The sequence below is a fragment of the Hymenobacter arcticus genome (assembly GCF_054779975.1).
The window spans coordinates 1-18,509 of the sequence record NZ_BAAGXF010000005.1; the positions used below are offsets into that span (position 1 = coordinate 1).

At 60.4% G+C, this 18,509-nt stretch carries 15 protein-coding genes; all 15 read right to left on the reverse strand.

Features of this window, described 5'->3' with window-relative positions; translation table 11 throughout:
* Nucleotides 1-348: 348 nt before the first annotated feature.
* Nucleotides 349-873, reverse strand: coding sequence for a hypothetical protein (locus ACYVGC_RS10410; RefSeq protein ID WP_460583765.1), 525 nt, complete (start codon nucleotides 871-873; stop codon nucleotides 349-351).
* Nucleotides 874-962: 89 nt separating this feature from the next.
* Nucleotides 963-1,493 carry a hypothetical protein gene (locus ACYVGC_RS10415; protein ID WP_460583766.1) on the reverse strand — a complete coding sequence of 177 codons (531 nt, stop codon included), beginning with the start codon at nucleotides 1,491-1,493 and terminating at the stop codon, nucleotides 963-965.
* A gap of 189 nt (nucleotides 1,494-1,682) precedes the next feature.
* Nucleotides 1,683-2,702: a hypothetical protein gene (locus tag ACYVGC_RS10420; RefSeq protein WP_460583767.1), complete on the reverse strand. Its 1,020-nt coding sequence runs from the start codon at nucleotides 2,700-2,702 to the stop codon at nucleotides 1,683-1,685.
* 63 nt (nucleotides 2,703-2,765) lie between these two features.
* The gene (locus tag ACYVGC_RS10425; RefSeq protein WP_460583768.1) at nucleotides 2,766-4,100 is read right to left on the reverse strand and encodes a lipopolysaccharide biosynthesis protein; all 1,335 of its coding nucleotides are present in this window, start codon (nucleotides 4,098-4,100) and stop codon (nucleotides 2,766-2,768) included.
* Nucleotides 4,097-5,353 (reverse strand): glycosyltransferase, encoded by a 1,257-nt coding sequence (locus ACYVGC_RS10430; protein ID WP_460583769.1) that lies wholly within the window; start codon nucleotides 5,351-5,353, stop codon nucleotides 4,097-4,099. Before ACYVGC_RS10430 ends, ACYVGC_RS10425 begins: the two co-directional genes overlap by 4 nt.
* Nucleotides 5,354-5,389: 36 nt before the next feature.
* Nucleotides 5,390-6,274 (reverse strand): beta-1,6-N-acetylglucosaminyltransferase, encoded by an 885-nt coding sequence (locus ACYVGC_RS10435; protein ID WP_460583770.1) that lies wholly within the window; start codon nucleotides 6,272-6,274, stop codon nucleotides 5,390-5,392.
* A gap of 210 nt (nucleotides 6,275-6,484) precedes the next feature.
* Nucleotides 6,485-7,699, reverse strand: a complete 1,215-nt coding sequence (locus ACYVGC_RS10440; protein WP_460583771.1) for a glycosyltransferase family 2 protein — start codon at nucleotides 7,697-7,699, stop codon at nucleotides 6,485-6,487.
* A gap of 280 nt (nucleotides 7,700-7,979) precedes the next feature.
* Entirely contained in the window at nucleotides 7,980-9,197 is a 1,218-nt protein-coding gene (locus ACYVGC_RS10445; RefSeq protein ID WP_460583772.1) for a glycosyltransferase family 2 protein, read from the reverse strand.
* A gap of 31 nt (nucleotides 9,198-9,228) precedes the next feature.
* Nucleotides 9,229-10,122, reverse strand: coding sequence for a glycosyltransferase family 2 protein (locus ACYVGC_RS10450; protein WP_460583773.1), 894 nt, complete (start codon nucleotides 10,120-10,122; stop codon nucleotides 9,229-9,231).
* A 78-nt stretch (nucleotides 10,123-10,200) separates the two neighbouring features.
* Complete coding sequence (locus ACYVGC_RS10455; RefSeq protein WP_460583774.1) at nucleotides 10,201-11,634, reverse strand: O-antigen ligase family protein; 1,434 nt, start codon at nucleotides 11,632-11,634, stop codon at nucleotides 10,201-10,203.
* Between the two features lie 187 nt (nucleotides 11,635-11,821).
* On the reverse strand, nucleotides 11,822-14,056 hold the full coding sequence (locus ACYVGC_RS10460) for a GumC family protein (RefSeq protein WP_460583775.1): 2,235 nt from the start codon (nucleotides 14,054-14,056) through the stop codon (nucleotides 11,822-11,824).
* Nucleotides 14,053-14,847 (reverse strand): TolC family protein, encoded by a 795-nt coding sequence (locus ACYVGC_RS10465; protein WP_460583776.1) that lies wholly within the window; start codon nucleotides 14,845-14,847, stop codon nucleotides 14,053-14,055. The genes ACYVGC_RS10460 and ACYVGC_RS10465 overlap by 4 nt, the downstream gene beginning before the upstream one ends.
* Complete coding sequence (locus ACYVGC_RS10470; RefSeq protein ID WP_460583777.1) at nucleotides 14,847-15,728, reverse strand: sugar transferase; 882 nt, start codon at nucleotides 15,726-15,728, stop codon at nucleotides 14,847-14,849. The genes ACYVGC_RS10465 and ACYVGC_RS10470 overlap by 1 nt, the downstream gene beginning before the upstream one ends.
* Before the next feature lie 58 nt (nucleotides 15,729-15,786).
* Nucleotides 15,787-16,173, reverse strand: a complete 387-nt coding sequence (locus ACYVGC_RS10475) for a response regulator transcription factor (protein WP_460583778.1) — start codon at nucleotides 16,171-16,173, stop codon at nucleotides 15,787-15,789.
* Between the two features lie 598 nt (nucleotides 16,174-16,771).
* The gene (locus ACYVGC_RS10480) at nucleotides 16,772-18,433 is read right to left on the reverse strand and encodes an ATP-binding protein (RefSeq protein ID WP_460583779.1); all 1,662 of its coding nucleotides are present in this window, start codon (nucleotides 18,431-18,433) and stop codon (nucleotides 16,772-16,774) included.
* Between the last annotated feature and the right edge of the window lie 76 nt (nucleotides 18,434-18,509).

An 18,509-nucleotide genomic window follows, 5' to 3' on the forward strand; every position in this document is an offset into this window, starting at 1 on the left:
AGCCGGAGCCTAGGAACTCCGCTCGCTGCTTACTGGCTCGTTTTCTTTTGGGTTAGCCCCAATTCCTAACACCCTCTTAGCGTCACTTTCGGGCTTTGGTAAAGAATCGGAACTGGGGTTGCCGTTTGCTGGCTGCGGGTAGTGGACGCGATTTTCCCCGAGGCGCACCACAACCCAATACGTTCGTTTTAGGAGACGAGTAATAGTCGAGCAAAAGTGGCCTCGGCTACTCGGATACATGCCTTTTGTTGGCGTCTCATGAATCAATGAATCACTTCAGGATTGCTTGGTGAAATAGCAAAACCCCTACCGTAATTTCTCGCTCTGTTGTAATGAGAACCCCAAATATTATTTATTCTGAGCCTCTAAGCGCTGCCTGAATATCTTCTTGTCTTGCGCTCGATAAAACTTGTACTTTTCCGGAGAGATTTTATTAATTATATCCAAGAATTCTAATAATTCATACACATAATTTACATTCCATAGAAAGCTCCTATTTGCACCAGCCTTAGTGAGTGTGACATTGAGGTGAAAACCATCGTCTACCATGACGGCATCACATTGCTGCTGGATGAGGTCTGGGATGGTGGTGTGCATCGCTTGCTGCATTGCTTGCTGCTGTGCACGGTTCAATATAGTGGTAAATAGAATGGAAGGAACGACTGCAGGTGTTGTCGGCATCTTAGTGATAGTGAGACGAGTAGCATCAAGTCGGTATTCGACTAGGTAAAAACCTATTAAAGTTTGGATGGGGTGGGGAAATTTTATAGAGTCTGCGCCGTACTCTTTCCAGCCATATTCCCGGTATTCTCTGATGAATATAATCTCTTCTTTGCCTAGATTGTAGGCATGTGAGCATTCTACAGCGAACAAAAAGCTTAGTATAAAGAGTATTCTTAATGAACTCGTAAACATAGGAGATAAGCAAATGTGAAACAATTAACTCTCTATGGAAGCAACTACTAGAGGCAGTTAGGTAACTCGCCTGTGACGAAGTCATCAATAGCTTGAATGAAGTCGTTATATTTGCCTTGGTTAGTGATTTCGTCACGAAACCGCGCAGTGCCATCTAAGCCCATCAACGATAAGTAGCTGTATTTAGTGATATCGCTGCCAATCTGAGCATACGTCTGTGGATAGTTAGCCTGAACAAAAGACCGCAGGCCCTCTGCCATTATGCTATTATTATAAGCCATGTAGTTATGTGTGGCGTTTTTCCACTGGGCGTTCGCGCCGGCCGTTGCATCAACATAGCCTACCAATTCCTGGAGTGTCATGTCATTTATTGGCTTCGGCCAGTTTCCAATTACTGTTGTGCCAAACGTGGCAATTGCATATTGCTGTAGCTGGGCATGATATGTTTCATGAAAAAGCGTGGTAGCACCCCAAATGGCATGCTGAAGGTCAAAACTATCTTTATCAATTGTAATATTGGCGGTTGCCGTACCATAGTCCCACGTGCACTTACCAGTGGCACCAAGATTGGAGCCCATACTGAACGATACGTTATACTTGGTAGTATTTCGAAAATTTTTCAGTAACTCATTGAATTGGGCATTGTTCTGCAGTTTAGATAGTACACATTCCGCTTTGGGGTCATTTTGAATCGAAGGCTGTACAATGACTGAAGTGGGAGAGGGTGTACGCTCTTTTTGCGTGAAGCAGGACCTTCTAGCGAATGGCTACGCTGCCGGCTGCGCCCATGCTCGGGCGTTGCGCAGCTGCACCCGGCGGCGCAGCACCAGCAGTAGCTCGCGGGCAAACCGGGCATCGAAGGGCGCACTGAGCAGGGCGCGGGCGGCGCACTTGAGGCCAGTTGCTACCTGGCCCCGGCGGAAGGCATAAAGTGCCCCCTGGCGGGCTTGGTCGAGCGCTAGCTGCCGCCGCAACTGCGGCACCAGCTGCCGCACCTGGCTGAGCCGTTGGGGCAGCGGTAGGGCAGCAAAATCAGGCGTAAGCTGCGTTAGCAACCGCTTGTCCATCAGCCTTTTCTGCGGCTGGCCCCAGTAGTGGTACACCAGCTGGTTGCAGGCCTGCACCGGGCCGCTGGCTTGCAGGGCCAGCGAAAACGCCAGCTGCTCGCATAGAAACCAGCCCGTGCTGGCGTACAGCTCATCTACCAGCGCCAAGATGTCGGGTAGCAACGGGGCCAGCGCCCGCGGCAGCCCCAGCACGCCCGAATTCCACGACGACTGGCCGGCGTGAAACTGCACCAGCTGGCCGCCCAGCGCAAAGGTGCGGCTGGCTAGTAGTGCCAGCAGCTTTTCGGGGTAGTGGGCCTGCCCAAAGCCCGCGTGGATGGCCGCCGCCTCGGCCAGCCGGTACTCGTGCCGGTGCATAAAGGGTATGCCCTGGGCCAAGCGGTGCAGCAGGCCATCGGGTGCGGCCAGGAAAAACGTGTCCGAATCAATAAACAGCAGCTCCTCAGTAGGGTAGTCCAAAAACGCCTGGGCAATGAGCTGCGCTTTCACGCGGTGCACAAAATGCAGCGGCCCTTTGAGTTCGGTTAAATGACTCTCTGATAAGTAGTGGTATTCGACTGGCAGGCCGGCCAAATATGGCTCGAAAAAGCCGGGTTGGTCGGTATAAATTGTGGCCGCCACCGTGGGGCGGGGCTGCCACGCCCAGGCGCTGAGCACGGCAAAAACGGCCCGGCAATACTCGGTCTGTCGGCCGTAGGCCAATAATAACAAACGCGCCATAAGTTATTGATAGACAAATGTTTATGAATAGGCGGGTATAGAATAGTAATCACCGAAATCACCCTATGACTTGGCGGGCCGCAGCCGGCGCAGCACGTTGTCGAGCTGCCCGCGCACCTCCTCGGCCGCCAGCTCGGGCACGCCGCGGAAGTTGATGGGCAGGTAGCGCCGCAGCACCACATAGCCGTAGATAGTGCTGGCAATCAGGGTGAATACCGAAGCCCAGGCGGCCCCGTAGATGCTGCGCGTGAAGTGAATGCAGGCCACATCGGCCACCACGTTCACGGCCAGCGCCAGCACCACCTTCACCAAATTCAGCTGCGGCCGGTTGATGATGTCGAGCGTCACGCCCAAGAACCGCTCCAGCGGAAACAACAGCGAGCACACAATGAGGATGCGGTAGATGTTGGCCGCCTCGGTGCCCACGTATTTGCCCCCGCCAATGAGCCCCACGATAACGTCGGCAAACACCAGCACGCCCACCGTGATGGGGATGAAAAGCAGCGTCAGAAAGCCCACGTAGCGCTTGAGTAGGTCCGACACCTCGGTGTCGCGCTTGCGGTTCACGGCCACCGACATGCTGGGCATAGCCGTGCTGAGGCCGCTGCGCAGCGGTATTTCAATGATTTCGAGCAGGCGCTGCGGCAGGCTGTACACGGCCAGCGCCGCCGGCCCCAGCATAAACTTGATGATGAAGGTGTCGGAGCTGCGCAACAGGTTGGAGCACAAGAAGGTGCCAAAGCTGTATTTGCCGAAGTGAAACAGCTCGGCCACTACCTCGGTGCTGCGGTGCCGCAACGCTTGCAGCTGCGACCACCCCGTAACCACCACCACCACGCTCGACAGCAGCGAGCTACCCAAAAACGCCTGAATGACCCGCGTCAAACTCAGCTCCTTAGTAAGATACAAGATGAAAACCAGCACGATAAACGAGCCCTGGTTGAGCAGCCGCAGATACAGAATGCGGTCGAAGCGCTGCTCGGCCTGCAGTATCCAGATGGCCACGTTGAAGGGTAGCGTGATGGCCAGCGCCAGCCCAAACCAGTGCAGCAGCACCAGCACGCCCACATCCTGAAAGCGGCCGATGAGAGGTATCGCCAGCAGGTTAAGCACCACGAAAATGCCCGTCACGGCCAAACCTAGAAACCACGCCGAGCCCGCTACGCAACGCTGCCGCGCCGCGTCGGCCCCGGCGTAGAACTTGATGAGCGCCGTCTGGAGCAAGCCCGTGCGAAAGGTGTCGAGCAGCAAAAACGAGAACTGAAAAAATATCCAGTTGCCCATGTCAGCCTCTGCCAGAAAGCGAAATAAAATACTGTAGGTCAGCACGCTGAACACGGCCATCACCCCGTTGCCGGTGAGCGACTGGACGTGCCGGTTTTGGAGAATTGCCTTCATACTGCGGGCACCAGTTGGGGGGTGGTGGCTACCGGGCGGGCGGGGGCGGCCCGCCCGGCGTAGTGCGCCGCAATGGCCGCGTAGATGCGGCCCACGCTGTTTTCCCAGGTGTGGGTGGCGGCAAAGCTGCGCCGCGCCTGCTGCCGGCCGGCCCCGTCCTGCGCCAGCGCCAGCTCGATGAGGTCCACGTAGTCTTCCGGGCTTTCGGCCAGGTAGGTGTGCTGGGCAAACACGCTCATGGCCTCGGTGCGGGTGGCCACCACGGGCTTGCCCAGGGCCAGGTACTCATCAATTTTGCGCGGGTAGTTGCCCACCGTGAGCGGGTTCACGAGCTGCGGGTTCAGGCACACGTCGAAGTGCTGCACGTAGGCGGCCAGCTTGGCCGTCGGCTTGGCTCCGAGAAAGTGGATATTGGGCAGTTGGTGTAAGTCGCTGGCTTTGAATACGTCATCTTCGGGGCCTACCAGCACAATGCTCCAATCGGGGCGCTGCATGCTGAGGTGGCGCAGCACCGCCAGGTCGAGGCGGGCGCTGGTAATGGCCCCCACGTAGCCGATTACCGGGCCGGGCAAGCCGCGCAGCCCGGCGGGCGCGCCCGCGCCGGCCGGGGGCGCGGCGGGCGCATCGCAGCCCTGGCCCACGTCGTGCGACTGCGGGTTGTGGCGGCGGCAGTAGCTGGCGAGGTAGCTCGAATTGGCCACGCACACGTCGCTTTTGGCAATGAGGGCGGGCTCCAGGCGCAGGCCGTGCTTGCGCCAGTAGCCGCCGGCTACCACGTAGTCGCGTGAGTAGTAAACGCTTACCTCGGGCTTCAACAGCTCTTTGAGGTAGAAGCTGCGAAAGATGTCGTTGTCGTTGAACAGCAGGAAATCCTGAAAATTGAGCCGGCCTAGCCCAGCCCGAATGGCCCGCGCAAAGCGCCGGTTGTTCAGCTTGTTGGCCAGGGTGTGCAGGCCGCCCACCGGCAGCCAGTTGATGGATTCGAGCACGGTGGCCGGCGACAGCACCCACAGGTTGGGGGCCACGGCTTCCAGGCTGCTGGCTTCGCCGCGCTGCACCCGCAGCCGGGCCTGCACGGCGGGCGAGCTGCGGTGTTGCAGTACGGTGTTGCGGTCGAGCGGCGAGTTGACGTACAGCACCCGGTTGTGGCGGCTGAATTCGAGGGCAATGTCCTTGCAGTTGCTGCCCAGGGCGGTATCCCAGGGCTGCTGGCCAACCACAACAATGTCGCGGCCGTGAATAAGTGGGGTCATGAGCAAAAGCGAAAAAAGGGTGGGAGCGGGGTGGGCTTAGCCGGCCGCCACGGCGCGGGGCTGAAGGCGCAATAACCAGTTGTCCAGTAGGTTAAGAATGCCGGGGTCGTAGTCGGCGTCAAACTTGCGGGCAAACAGCTTGTGGGCGTGGGCCAGCTTGGGAAAGTCGCCGGTGGTGAGCAGCCGGGGGTTGGCCCCGCCCGCCGACCAGTCGATGTAGCGGTAGTTCTCGTTGATGATGCTGCGCTTGAAAGGCGAGTTCATCAGCACCGTCGTAATCAAAAACTCGTCGGAGCCCCAGGTGAACTTGCTGAACCGGCGCAGCTTGGCGTGCGCATCCATAAACTGCACCAGGTAGGCCGCGCAGGCCACGTCGAGCGTCCACCACGAGCCGTCGGAGCCGCCGTACAGGGCGTAGGGCAGCGGAAACTGCCGCCGCGGCAGCAGCCAGTTCACCACTTTTTGCAGCATGTACTGCCCCCGAAAATGGAAGTAGGTGGTGTGGTATTTTTCAACGCGGCTCTTGGCGTGCTGCCACCACGAGGACGACCCATCGCGCTCAAACGACAGAAACGAATACCCCCTGTGCCGCGCAAAAAAGTCGTGGATAGCGCCGGCTGGCTTGATGGGGTAGTCCTGCCCGCTCAGCAAATTGATAAAGCTAAACGACTGTTTAGCAGCCAGAATATCGCGGGTGCACTCGATAATGGCGTTGGTGAAGTGGTACGACGCCCAGCGTACCGCAAAGCGCCGGGCCGTGAACTGCACCCGCGGCCGCTGCGCCAGGTGCTCATAATCAGCTAGTTCACATTTACTATCGAGGTGAATGAAAAAATAAAAATCGTCGTGCTGTAAGGCCGCCAGTAGCCGCCCGAGCTGCTCGGGGTTCTTGTGCGCCATTATCAGGTGGGCGATTTTCATAACGGGGTTTTTAATCGGCAATAGTTTATTAATCAGCGATATGCGCTAGATACATTTTGTGGTAGTCGCCCGCGGAGGGCGCCTCACCCCCTGACCCCCTCTCCGAAAAGGAGAGGGGACACCGGCTTTGCGCGAACGTTTGGCTCCCCTCTCCTCTTCGGAGAGGGGGCTGGGGGGTGAGGTACCTGCGGAGGGCGACTACTTTGTTGATTAAGACGGATTGATAACTGATGACTGGTAAGTGATAATTGGCACCCGGCTGGCCTTGGCCCAGGCGGCGGGCTGGGCCTTGCGCAACCAGCGCCCAAATCCTAGGAACACGGCCACGTTCATGAGGCAGAAAAACAACGGCACCACCAGCGGCTTGGCCGTGCGGCTCGTGCGAGCCGCCTGCTGCCAGCCCACCCAGGCCGACAGATACAGGGCTAACTGCCCCAGCACCAGCGCACTATAGAATAAGGCGGTTAGGCCGGTGGTGCTTAGGGCCAGGCCCAGGCTCAGGGGCAGCAGCAGTAGCAGGGCCACGGGCGTGAGGCTCCAGCGCAGCACCCGGTGCGATACGTAGAGGAACGTTACCACCGGCTGGCGCAGCGGGTTGAGCAGCTGCGGCAGGCGCGTCATCGACTGCCAGCCGCCCGCGCAGATGCGAATTTTGCGCTCCATTTCCTCAGCCAGCGACGCCGAGGCGTCCTCAGTGGCGTAGGCCAGCGGCTCGTACACCACGCGGTAGCCGCGGCCCACAATGCGCAGCGACTGCACAAAATCGTCGAGAATGGTGTCGGCTTCGAGCGGGGCAAACAGCTCGGTGCGGAACGATACCAGCTCGCCGGCCGCGCCCATGAGGCTGTATATCTGCGAGTCGCAACGCTTGAGCAGCGACTCGTATTTCCAGTAAATGCCCTCGCCCGCGCCTGGGGCCGACGCCTGGGGGCGGATTTTTTTCTCGCCTGATACCGCGCCCACCGTGGGGTCCTGGTAGTGCTTCACCAGCTCGCGCACGGCCTCGGGGTTGAGCAGCGTGTTGCAGTCGGTGAATACCACGTAGGGCGTTTGCACGAACGTCATGGCCCGGTTTTCGGCCAGCGACTTGCCGCCGCGCTGGGGCACGTGCAGGTGCTCCACGCGCGGGTGCCGCGCCAGCACCTGCCCCGAGTTGTCGGTCGAGCCATCGGTGATGAACACGAGCCGCAGCTTATCGGCTGGGTAGCTTAAGGCCAAGCAGTTGGCAATTTTCTCTTCCAGAATACTGGCCTCGTTATAAGCGGGCACCACCAGCGTCACGGCCGGCTCAAAGGGGCCCAGCGCAGCCGGCGGGGCCAGCCGCATTTTGACCTTGGCCCACAGCCACACTACCAGTGCGTAGCCCACGTAGGTGTAGAAAACCAGCGCCAGCAGCGCCCAGCAAGCGTATTGAAAATAGAGCATAGAAGTTGTTTTCAGAGCGAGAGGATAGCGTTAGGGGCGCGGCAGGCGCTGGGCCCGCAGCCCGCTGCGGATGCCTAGTATCAGGCAAACCAGCACGGGCAAGGCTATGAGGCTAAAAGGCATGTATTTTAGATGATTAGGTTTAAATCATGCAACGAGTGACCCCACCCCCCGGCCCCCTCCCCTTTGGGAGAGGCGGAGCCACGGCGGCGCAGTCGTTAACTCGTCAGGCTCCCCCTCTCCCAAAGGGGAGGGGGCCGGGGGGTGGGGTCACTCGTTGTTAGTTATCCAGCTGAAAGGCCGTACCTGCCTTATGCGGCGTGGCCAAAAAGGAGGTGCGCGTGCGGCGTATCCGCAACATGGCCAGGCACATGCACCAGATGGCGTAGGGCAGGCTCATCACCGCGGCCAGCACCTGGCGGTTGTAGAGGCGGGCGGGCAAAGCCAGTAGCAGGGTGGCGGCCAGCGTAGCCAGCAGCCCCAGCCACACCAGCGGCGACGGGCCTAGCGGGAGGCCCAGCGCCCAGCTCAGCGTGGAGGTGATTACCAGCAAACCAAGCAAGCCCAGCAGCAGCGTGCGCGGCACCAGAAACGCCTGCACCACTTTGTTGAAAAACTCCACGTTGCCGCGCAGCAGGGCAGGCAGGCCCTGGCCGGCATATTTCTTTAAAAACTCCCACTGCGAGGCCAGCCAGCGGGTGCGCTGCTGGGTGAACACCTGGGCGTTCTCAATCTTCTCGTCGTAGACATAAGCTTTGTCTAAGTAGCAGATTTTCTGCTGGTCGCGGGCAATGCGGAAGTCCAGCTCCTTGTCTTCGCCCACCGTTTCGCCGATGCCGGCCAGCAGGCGCTGCAAGTAGCCGTAGTCGAAGGCCATGCCCGAGCCGATGAGCGCCGCCGACAGCCCCACCGCCGCCGGCCCCCGGCGGTAGATGTGGTTGTTAATCTCCTCGTTGCAGGTATCGAGCAGGGCGAAGGCGGTGCCTTGGTTCTTGGCCGTGCGGTGGGCCTGCACCACCTGGTAGCCGGCGGCAAAGGCGGCATTCACCTCGTTGAGCAGGTTGCGGCCCATGATGTTGTCGGCATCGAGCACCAGGGCCACGTCGAACGCCGCGGCGGGCAGCACCGACAGCGCGTGCAGCAGCGCCTTGCCCTTGGTGCTGCGCGCAAAGCTCACCTCGGCCACGCCAATGCCCTGGCGCTGCATGGCCTGCACGGTGGCAGGCTGTAAGCCATCGGCAATCACAACTACCTGGAAAACACCATCGTACTGATGCGCCAGCGCGGCGCGGCTGCTTTCCAGTATCACGGCATCTTCCTGGTACACGGGCATGAGCACGCAGATGCGGCGCGGCGCGGGGGCACTGGACGGGGCCGGCCGGCGGCGCGCCGGCAAGTGCCCCGCCACGGCAAAAAACAGCAGGTACAGGCAGTTGAGCAGCAGGTAAACCGCCAATGCGTGGAGCAAGCCATCACCAATAAAAAAGAGCAATTCCATAGCGCAGGAAAGAAGCAGAGTAGGGTAAGTTTTAGCGTAAGCCGTTGGCGTGCTGCAAGTTCCAGTGCAGGCCGCGGGCCAGGGCACGCAGGTGCAGCCAGTCGCGCTGGCGGGCGTAGCGCAGCGCCTGCTTGGGCAGGGCGGCGGCCACAAACACCACCGTGCTCGTAAGGCGCGCCCAGCCCCGGCTGTTGCGCCGGATGAACAGCAGCCGGTTGCGGTTCATGTAGTAGGTCTTGAGCACCGATGACTTGCCCACCGACACCGACTCCTTGTGGTACACCGTGGACTCGGCCACGTAGTGGCAGGTAAAGCCCGCATTCTTGATAGCCTCGCACCAGTCAAGCTCTTCATAATAAAGAAAATACAGCTCGGGCATCGTGCCCGCGATGTCTACCACGCGGCGCGGCACCAGCATGGCTGCGCCATCGGCCAGCGCCGTGGCTTGCGAGGCGTTGTGCTGGCCGTGGTCGGCTTCGAGGTGGCCGATGGTGATGCTGCGGCCGCTCCAGGGGTTGATGCCCCGCGAGCCGGCGTACTGAATGAGGTGCTCGCCGTCGTAATACTTGATTTTGGGCGACGCAATGCCAGCCCGTGGATTAGCCTGAAACAGGCGCACCAGCGGCTCCAGAAAGTCGGGCTCCACCTCGGTATCGTTGTTCAGGAAGAGCAGGTACTCGCCCTTAGCTTGAGCAATACCCAGATTATTGCCGCCTGCAAAGCCCAGGTTTTGAGTGGATTTGATGAGCTGAACTTCTGGAAACTGCTCCTTGATAACGTCCGGGTTGTCGGTGGGCGAAGCGTTGTCCACCACAATGATTTCCAGGTTCGGGTACGTGATGCGCCGCAGCGAAGCCACCATGGCGCACGTCACCTGCGCCTGGTTATAGTTGATGGAAATAACGGAAACCAGCGGTAAGCTCATGTTTTGTTGGGTTGAGTTGTCCTCCAGGTGGTCGTCTGCTTCTGCGGCTTCTGCGCAATCTTCTGCGGCCTCTGCGGGCTAAAAAGCACCCGCGCCCCCAGCTTCCTCATCCAGCGTAGGCCCCAAAAACACGAAGGACCACGACAGGTACACGACTAGCGCCGAAGGCATGAAGTTGATAACCTCGTTGCCGTAGCTACAGAAAAAACTGCCCGCAAAGCCGGCCGTGAGGGCAATGAGCTTGGTCTTCAGGCCCGGGTCGCGGATGCGCCACACAATGCTGCCGCACTTGCCCAGCAGGTAGGCCATAATGCCCATCCAAATGGTGAGCCCCACCACGCCGTACATGGCCCATACCTTCACCCAGTAGCTATCGGGCGGAATGGTAGACAGCAGCTTGCCGGGGTTGTAGTGAATGCCCGCGTTGCCGATGGTGCCCACGCCGCCGCCAAACGGCCGGCTGCTGAGGTAGTCGCGCAGCTTGTTCTGATTAAGCAGGCGCACGTTGAGCGACGGGTCGTTGGGGTCCAGGGCCGTGCGCATCCGGTAGATGTTGTAGTTGCTGTCGCCGATGTGCGTGTACTTCAGCACCCCAAAGCCCGCCAGCGCCACCATCGAGCCCAGCACGAAGGCCTTTATATTCTTGCTGATGAGCAATGCCACCGCAATGCCCGCCATGAGCGCAAACAGCGCCCCCCGCGTGCCTGAAATGAACATGCCCACGATGAGCAGCCCCGCCGCTACGGCCAGCAGCACCCGCTTCCAGGGCCGGAAGGGCCCCAGGGCCAGAATGCCCGCCACCAACGCCATGTGCGCCTGCGCCGCCCCAAACTGCCCCGCGTCGCTGTAAAACGAGAACACCCGCAGCTTACCCCAAATGAGGTGAGTTTTGGCGTTGTCGTTCAGGTACAGCTGCTCGCCGTTCGAGAGGCCGATGAACAGCTGCTTGAGCCCGTTGAGCGTGCCCAGCACCGACAAGCCGATGATGAGGATAAGGAACAGGTTGAGGTCGCGCTTCTTATGAAAAAGCAGCATGGCCAGCGGCACCAGCAGCACCCAGTAGAGGGTAGTGCTGCGCATTTCCTGGTACCAGCCCTGGAAGCTGGCCCCGGGGTTCACGATTTCGAGCACGTTGATGCCAAACCATACCACACCCAGCAAACATAGGTCGTTTTGTACGTAGCGCCAGTCGAGCTCGTCGTGCCGAAACGCCACCGCCACCCAGGTCACCACCAGCAGCCCATCCACGGCCATGCCGTAGGGGATGGTGCCGCCCAGCTCCCGCGAAATCAGAAATAGCAGGAAGCAGTAGACTATCAAGGCGATAACTCCTAGCCGCGGCTGCAAAAAGATGCCCGTCAGCAGGGGCCCGCCCACGGCCAGCGCTATCAGCAGCTCCGGTACTACCAGGCCATTACTGGCAGTGAGCCAGCCCACCACCACCGCCGCCAGCAGCCCCACCAGGAGCTGTGGCAGTTTAAAGCGGGTTTCAAAGGCGGGTAAGGGAAGCATGTTTTTTAATGGAGAATTGCAGTTCAACGATTCGCCTCACCCCCCAGCCCCCTCTCCGAAAAGGAGAGGGGGAGCCACGGCGGCATTGACGTGCGAAGTGAGTTGGACTTAATATTTTTTGGTTATTCGGCTCCCCCTCTCCTTTTCGGAGAGGGGGCTGGGGGGTGAGGCGAATCGTTGAACGACCCTAATTCAGCAGCGCCTGCTCGGGGTGGGCCGGTAGCGCGGCGCGGCGCGGGGCCACCGTGGGCCGCAGGCGGGCGCCAATAAACTCGGCCACGTACTCGGGTAGCACGCCATTGAGCACCAGCTCGATGGGGGCTTTGGCCACGGCCTGGATATTTTTGAACACCGTGCGGTCGGCGGGCTGCCAGGCGCGCTCGGCGCGCACTGCTACCAGTATCAGGTCGAGGTCTTGCAGCAGGGAGGCGGGGTAGGCCGTTTCAAGCACCGGCGGAAACTCGATGATGACCACCGAGTCGGTGCCCAGGCCGGGGCCGGTGAGGTCGGCCACGTCGGTGCCGGGGGCCACCGCATTCAGCGGCGAGTACAGCAGCTGGTCGCCGTCGGGGATGATGCGGAACGAATGGTCGTCGGGGAAGAGGTTGACGGTGTGAATGTTGAGCTCGCGCAAGCTGCTAGCCAGGCTGGCGCACACCTCCGTTTTGCCCTCGCCGCTCTGGCTGCTGAGCACCCCAATGGTGTAGGGCTTGCCATCGTGGCGCGGCTGCTGAAACTTGAGCAGCAGCTGGCGCGCCAGGTGGTCTTCGGCGCGCTTGGCGCGGTCGAGCTGCAAGGCGTCGGGGGCGGTGAGCTTGGGAATAATGCCCGCCACCGGGAAGCTGGTGACCTTGGCCGCGTAGGCCGGGCTGTGCAGCGTGGTGTTGAGCAGGCCGGTGCCCGCAATGCCCGCGCCGGTGAGCAAAAACGCCCCCACGAAGCCGCCAATTAGCAGCAGCAGCAGCTTAGAGCCGCTGGCGGTGCTGGGTAGGTAGGGCGGGTCAACCACGCGCAGCTGCGAGGCCATTACGCTGTTTTGCTGCGACAACTTACTCTGTTTCAGGCCCTCAGTTTGGGAGAGGTAGTCCTTCTCGGCCACCTCCACCTCGCGGCGGATTTTGCGGATTTCCGCGCCCAGCGGCACCAACTGGTTATACTGGCCGGCGGCCAGTTCGCGCTGGCGGCGCATCAGGCCCAGCTGGCTTTTGAGGTCTTCTACTTGCAGGTTGTTCTTGGAGTAGTCGGTTACGAGGTCCTTCACGGCCACGCCCTGCGCCGAGTGCGAGTCGCTGTAGTAGCTGTTCACCGTTTCGCCAATCTGGGCGCTCACCTGGGCGGCCTCCTGCTTGGCGGCAGCCAGGCGCGCGGCGGCCGCGGCGCTGGGCTGGGTCTGGTTCATTATTTCCAGCTCCGAGGCCTGGTTGTTGAGGTCGGAGAGCCGGCCGCGCAACCGTATGATTTCCTGGCTCTTGAGGTTAGAAGCCCCGCGCTTGCTCAGGCTGCCCTCCACCGACTTGAGGGTGGAGGAAGCCCCGGCGTACTGCATTTCGAGCTGGGCGTACTTGTCGGCCGCCGCCTGCTTCTCATCCGTGGATGACAGGATTTGCTTGTCGTAGTCCACAATATTGTGCTTCTCGTGGAAGGCCAGCAGGCGCTGCTCGGCCGCCTTCAGCCGCTCGGCGGCCTTCTCCACCGACTTATCAAAGTAGCCGATAACCGACTCATTCTGACCCGTAAACAGCTCCTTGTGCTTACGGATAAACACCTGCGTGAGCAGCTCCAGCGTCTTTTCGCACAGCACCGGGTCCTTGGCCGCGTAGTCGATGCGCAGCAGGTCGCTGTCTTTCACCCGCGCCGCATTAATGGTCAGCAGCGCATTTTCCGAAAACAGCGGGTCCTTGGAATTCACCAGCTTATACACCGGGTTACCCAGGCCCAGCCGGAAAGCCGCCATCACCCGTCGGGTGGTTTCGTCCAGGTTAGGGCCGGTGAGCTGCGCCTTGAGGGTGGGCGTCAGCAGCACGTCAAAGGGCGTTTTTTTCTTGTCCAGCACCTGCGCCTGCACGGTGCCCAGCATGCCGGTGGCCGGGGCCGCCGTGGGCACGGGCGGGCGGCTGGCCTCGTCCTGCAAGCGCCAGGCTAGCAGGCGCAGGGCCACTTCCTCGCGGGTATCGCGCGAGTTGATGAGCGACAGCAGGTTGTCGAAGGCCGTGGCCGTGGCCTGCCAGCCCTGGCCGCTGTCGTTGTTGCCGCCCTCAATCTTATAGCCCGAGGCGATGCCCGTGTACAGCACCGTGTCCGACTCGTACTTCTTATCCTGAAAGCGGGAGAAAAAAAAGATGGACGCGGCCGTAACCAGCGGGATAAATACCAGGAGGGGCCAGTGCCTAAGCAACCGGCGCACAAGCTCTTGCACGTTCATTTGGTAGCGAGTGTGATGGACGTAATGGGCATTCCGATGATGTCTTCGAGCAGCAGCTGGGCGGTTTGGTAGTGGTTGCGGGCTTCCTCGTAGGCCAGCTGGGCCTTGCCGTAGAAGTCCATGGCCGCCATCTGGTCGTCTACCTGGATTTCGCCCTGCTTGAAGCGGCGGTCGGCAATCTGCTTGTTCACGTTGGCCGACTGCATGGCTTCCTGGGCGTTTTGCTGCGTTACGCGGGCCAGGGCCAGTGTTTGGTACTGCACGATAACTACCTGGCGGATAGCGGCTTCCTGGGTGCGGCGCTGGGCCACGGCCTGGTCGGCCACCAGTTGCTGGCGGTCGATGGTGGTGCGGCGGGTAGCCAGCAAGTCGAGCGGCAGCACGAGGTTGATGCCGGTCGAAAACTGCGCCCGCGCCCCCAGGTTGAAGGGATTGGTCTGGTAGGTGGGCGTCACCTGCGAATCGGCGGTGGCGAAGTAGGGCAGCGTACCGTAGGTGTAAGCCCCCGTAATGGCCAGCATGTTAAGTAGCCGCTTGCGGGCCAGCTTCACGTCGGCGTCGGCCACGCCGCGAATGGCGTCGATGCGGGCTATCTCGCCCGAGCGCACAATGGCCGCCTCGTACATGCGGGGCAGCATCACCTCAGGGGCGCTGAAAAAGGCCTGGATGGTGTTGTCGGCCGCCGGAGTTTTGGCCGTGGTTGCCGGAGCCGCCGCCATGGCCAGCGCCGCTTGCGAGCGGCCCGGCAGGGCCGCCCCCAGAGCTAAAAGCGTGAGTAAGAGCGCTTTCATTATACGTTCTCTTGCTGAAAGAGCGCCGGCACCGTCTTGAGCAAAATCGTTAAGTCGCTCTTTAGCGAGTAGTTGCGGGCATACTGCACGTCAAGCGCCTTGCGCTCCTCGGCCGACATACCGCCCTTGCTGCCGCGCTTGCTCACCTGCCACAGCCCCGTAATGCCGGCCGGGGCCAGAAACCGAGCCGCCGACTGGTCGTTGGTCAGCTTCTCGGCCTCGTACAGCGGCAGGGGCCGGTTGCCCACTAGGCTCATATCGCCGATGAGCACGTTGAACAGCTGCGGCAATTCGTCGATGCTGGTGTTGCGCAAAAAAGCGCCGACTTTCGTCACCCGCGGGTCGTTCACAATCTTGATAAACGTGGCCTGCTCGCCGGCGCGCTGCACCTGGCGGTGGCGCTGCTCGCACACCAGTTTGCCTTGTTTGTCAATGAGTTGGCCGCGGCACTGGCCCTGGCAGGCGCAGTCGTCGGCGGTGAGCGGGGCGGCTGGGGCCTGGTACTGGTTTTGGCCTTTCATGGCCGCCAGCAGCTGGTCGGCGTTGGGCCGCATCGAGCGGAATTTCCAGAAGCGGAAGATGCGGTAGTTGGTGCCCACCCGGTACGAGTAGTAGAGCACCGGCCCCGGCGACTCCAGCCAGATGAGCAGGGCCACCACGGCCAGCACCGGCAGCAGCAACAGCAGGGCCACCCCGGCCACCGCCATGTCGAACATACGCTTGGTCATCGGCATCTTAAAGGCCTGAGGCGGGGCCGCCGCCCCAAGCGCCCGGCGCTGGTGCTTTTGGATGGGCTGGCGCAGCAGCCACTTGGGAAATTTGGGAAATAAAGGCGTGGGGTACTGACCCGCCAGCGAGCGGTTGTTTACAGTTGCTTCCATAAGGAGAGAGAGGAGAGTTGAGTAAATAGTTGGCAGTTAGGGTAGTAAGCGCCAGTGGCTACGCGTTCACGCGGGCCATTACTTTCTGAATCCTAATTTCCAGCTCCTCCGGGTTGAAGGGTTTGACGAGGTAATCGTCGGCCCCGGCCTTGAGGCAAATGATTTTTTTGCTGGTTTCGTCGGTGCCCGACAGCACCAGCAGGGGCGTGTTTTCGTGCATGGGCAGCGCCCGCAGCTGCCGAATGAAGTCGAGGCCGTTGAGCACGGGCATCTCGTAGTCGGCCACAATGGCATCGGCTAAGTAGCCTTGGTTCAGCCAGTTGAGGGCTTCCTGGCCATTAGCGGTGAGTACTACCTCGTACTCGCCGGCGAAATAATGCTCCAGAATCAGCCGGATGGCGGGCTCATCATCAATAATGAGCAAGGTTTTTTTCAGGTTGTACATAGAAGTGGCGCATTGGTGAGACTAAGTGAGTAATTCAGAAGCAGCGGAGTGGGAAGGATAGCGTGGTGGGCAAGCGGGGTTGGCTTCAACTAGTGAGGCCGCTATTGTATTGATAATAAAGGCAATAGCAAGCCAGGCTACTAAAAAAAGCAGCAATTTTCGGAGTATTCAACATATGTAGTGGCCAGTGATACCTCGGTAAAAGGCAGTAGCGAGCCAGGCTGCCAAAAAGCAGCGGTACGTCAAAAGCAGTAGTGAGTGAGGGTGGGTGGGAGGGCAGAAACCTAGCAACCAAACATTAGCAACCTAAGGAGTCGCCAATGCAACGTAGCTGCTCACCTCGAAGTCGGGGCAGCCAGCCATACCAACAGAATAGCTGTCAGTAGTAATCGATGTGGAAGATACGCAGGTCCCCTGAAAGTTGGACCACCCAAGTGTGCCCAAAAAAGAAGCAACTGGCCAGCTTTATCGATATGCAAATTGTACAAATTGATGTTTTAATAATGCCAAAAATAATTCTTCTTTAAATCTACTTGTAACAGTATGATAACGTAGGCTTTAGGCCTGAAATAGGCATTTCCGACCTTCCAAACGCATATTATCCACCGTTTTGCTGTTGCAGGTTCAGCCCGAATACCTCGACTAATTGGTTGGTTATCAAGCGCAAGGCGTGTAGTAAGTTTAGAAGATTCTCGGCACTCGGATTTTTTTTCAAAACCGCCTCAATTTTTTTTGCATAGCGCATTCCTTCCCCTATCTGGAGGTTGCCATAGGTTGATTTTAGGTTGTGGCTGAGTTGAATAGCGGCCTCCCAGTCGTGATTGGCCACGGCGGTTTCGAGCTGCCCCAGCTGCCCCGGCACGGTGTCGATAAAGAGCTGCTGCATCTTGCGAATGAAGGTGGCATCGTTGGCCAGCCGGCCCAGGCCCTCGAAGCCGTAGCTGGGCACGGCGGCCGGCACGGTGGCCGCCGGGGTGGCCCGCACGGCGCGCCCGCTGCCGTAGGCAATGGCAAGGTAGAGGCTGTTTTCGTGGTAGGGCTTCACCAGCCAGTCGCTGAAGCCGGCGGCGGCGTAGTCGTCCACCTCCGTTTTCAACGCATTGGCGGTGAGCGCGATAATGGGCTGGTGCTGATTGGGGCCGGGCGTGCGGCGTAGCTGCGCCGTAGCCTCCAGGCCGTTGAGGCGGGGCATCTGAATGTCCATCAGGATGAGGTCGTAGGGCGTGGCCAGGGCCAGGGCCACGGCCTGCTCGCCGTCGGTGGCCACGGTGGTGGGCACCTCCCAGCCTTGCAGCAGGGCGCAGGCCAGCAGCGTGTTCACGGGGTTGTCTTCCACCAATAGCACGCGCAGGCCGCGCAGCAGGCCGGGGGCCACGGGCGCGGCCTCGGGGGCGGCGGGCAGCTGCTCGCTCACGGCGTAGGGCAGGCTGAAAAAGAACCGGCTGCCGCGCCCCGGCTGGCTGTCGAGCCAGATGCGGCCGCCCTGCAACGCCACCAGCCGCTGGCAAATGGCCAGCCCCAGCCCCGTGCCGCCATACAGGCGCGAGGTGCTGCTGGCAGCCTGCCCAAAGCTGCGGAATATCTGGGCAAACTTGTCGGCCGCAATGCCGATGCCCGTGTCGGCCACGCCAAACTCCAGGTGCACCTGCCCGCCCTCGTAGCTGCTCACGGCCACAGTCACGGTAATGCTGCCGGCGTGGGTGAATTTTATCGCATTGTTAATCAGGTTGATAAGTACCTGGCCCAGGCGGCTGGCGTCGCCCAGCACTACGGGTAGCGGGGTAGGCGGCAGTACCACGCGCACCGCCAGGCCCTTGCTTTCGGCCGCGAAGGCCACGGTGCTCACGGCGCGCTGCACGGCGGCCTCCACGGCAAAGGGCAGGGCCTCCAGGTCGATGGTGCCCGACTCGATTTTGGCAAAGTCGAGGATGTCGTTGATGATGACCAGCAGGCCCTCGGCGCTCGTCACGATGCTATCGAGGTAACGCGGGTAGTTGGTGGGCTGCGCGGTTTTTTGCAGCAGCCGCGCCAACCCGATGATGCCGTTGAGCGGCGTCCGAATCTCGTGGCTCATGTTGGCCAAAAAGGCCTCCTTGGCCCGGCCCGACTCCTCGGCCGCCACGCGGGCCTGGTTGAGGGCCAGGCTGTGCACTTGCTGGGCCTGTTTTTCGGCTTCGAGCTGGTGTTGCAGCTGGGCTACTTGGGCACGTAGGGCTTGCAGTTCGGCGGTGGGGTCGGTTGGTTCGGTAGTAATGTTCATAGGTGACTGGGGGCGTAGCAGGTAGCGTGGACTCTGCGAGTCCGCGCGTGGGAACGTTGAACGACCATCGAACAAC

Bases quoted from the DNA above. Each gene is read 5' to 3' on its own strand.
- ACYVGC_RS10470 (WP_460583777.1), bottom strand. From the start codon at position 15,728: ATGGAAGCAACTGTAAACAACCGCTCGCTGGCGGGTCAGTACCCCACG.
- ACYVGC_RS10455 (WP_460583774.1), bottom strand. From the start codon at position 11,634: ATGCTTCCCTTACCCGCCTTTGAAACCCGCTTTAAACTGCCACAGCTC.
- ACYVGC_RS10435 (WP_460583770.1), bottom strand. From the start codon at position 6,274: ATGAAAATCGCCCACCTGATAATGGCGCACAAGAACCCCGAGCAGCTC.
- ACYVGC_RS10420 (WP_460583767.1), bottom strand. From the start codon at position 2,702: ATGGCGCGTTTGTTATTATTGGCCTACGGCCGACAGACCGAGTATTGC.
- ACYVGC_RS10465 (WP_460583776.1), bottom strand. From the start codon at position 14,847: ATGAAAGCGCTCTTACTCACGCTTTTAGCTCTGGGGGCGGCCCTGCCG.
- ACYVGC_RS10440 (WP_460583771.1), bottom strand. From the start codon at position 7,699: ATGCTCTATTTTCAATACGCTTGCTGGGCGCTGCTGGCGCTGGTTTTC.
- ACYVGC_RS10445 (WP_460583772.1), bottom strand. From the start codon at position 9,197: ATGGAATTGCTCTTTTTTATTGGTGATGGCTTGCTCCACGCATTGGCG.
- ACYVGC_RS10475 (WP_460583778.1), bottom strand. From the start codon at position 16,173: ATGTACAACCTGAAAAAAACCTTGCTCATTATTGATGATGAGCCCGCC.
- ACYVGC_RS10425 (WP_460583768.1), bottom strand. From the start codon at position 4,100: ATGAAGGCAATTCTCCAAAACCGGCACGTCCAGTCGCTCACCGGCAAC.
- ACYVGC_RS10430 (WP_460583769.1), bottom strand. From the start codon at position 5,353: ATGACCCCACTTATTCACGGCCGCGACATTGTTGTGGTTGGCCAGCAG.
- ACYVGC_RS10460 (WP_460583775.1), bottom strand. From the start codon at position 14,056: ATGAACGTGCAAGAGCTTGTGCGCCGGTTGCTTAGGCACTGGCCCCTC.
- ACYVGC_RS10415 (WP_460583766.1), bottom strand. From the start codon at position 1,493: ATGGGCTCCAATCTTGGTGCCACTGGTAAGTGCACGTGGGACTATGGT.
- ACYVGC_RS10450 (WP_460583773.1), bottom strand. From the start codon at position 10,122: ATGAGCTTACCGCTGGTTTCCGTTATTTCCATCAACTATAACCAGGCG.
- ACYVGC_RS10480 (WP_460583779.1), bottom strand. From the start codon at position 18,433: ATGAACATTACTACCGAACCAACCGACCCCACCGCCGAACTGCAAGCC.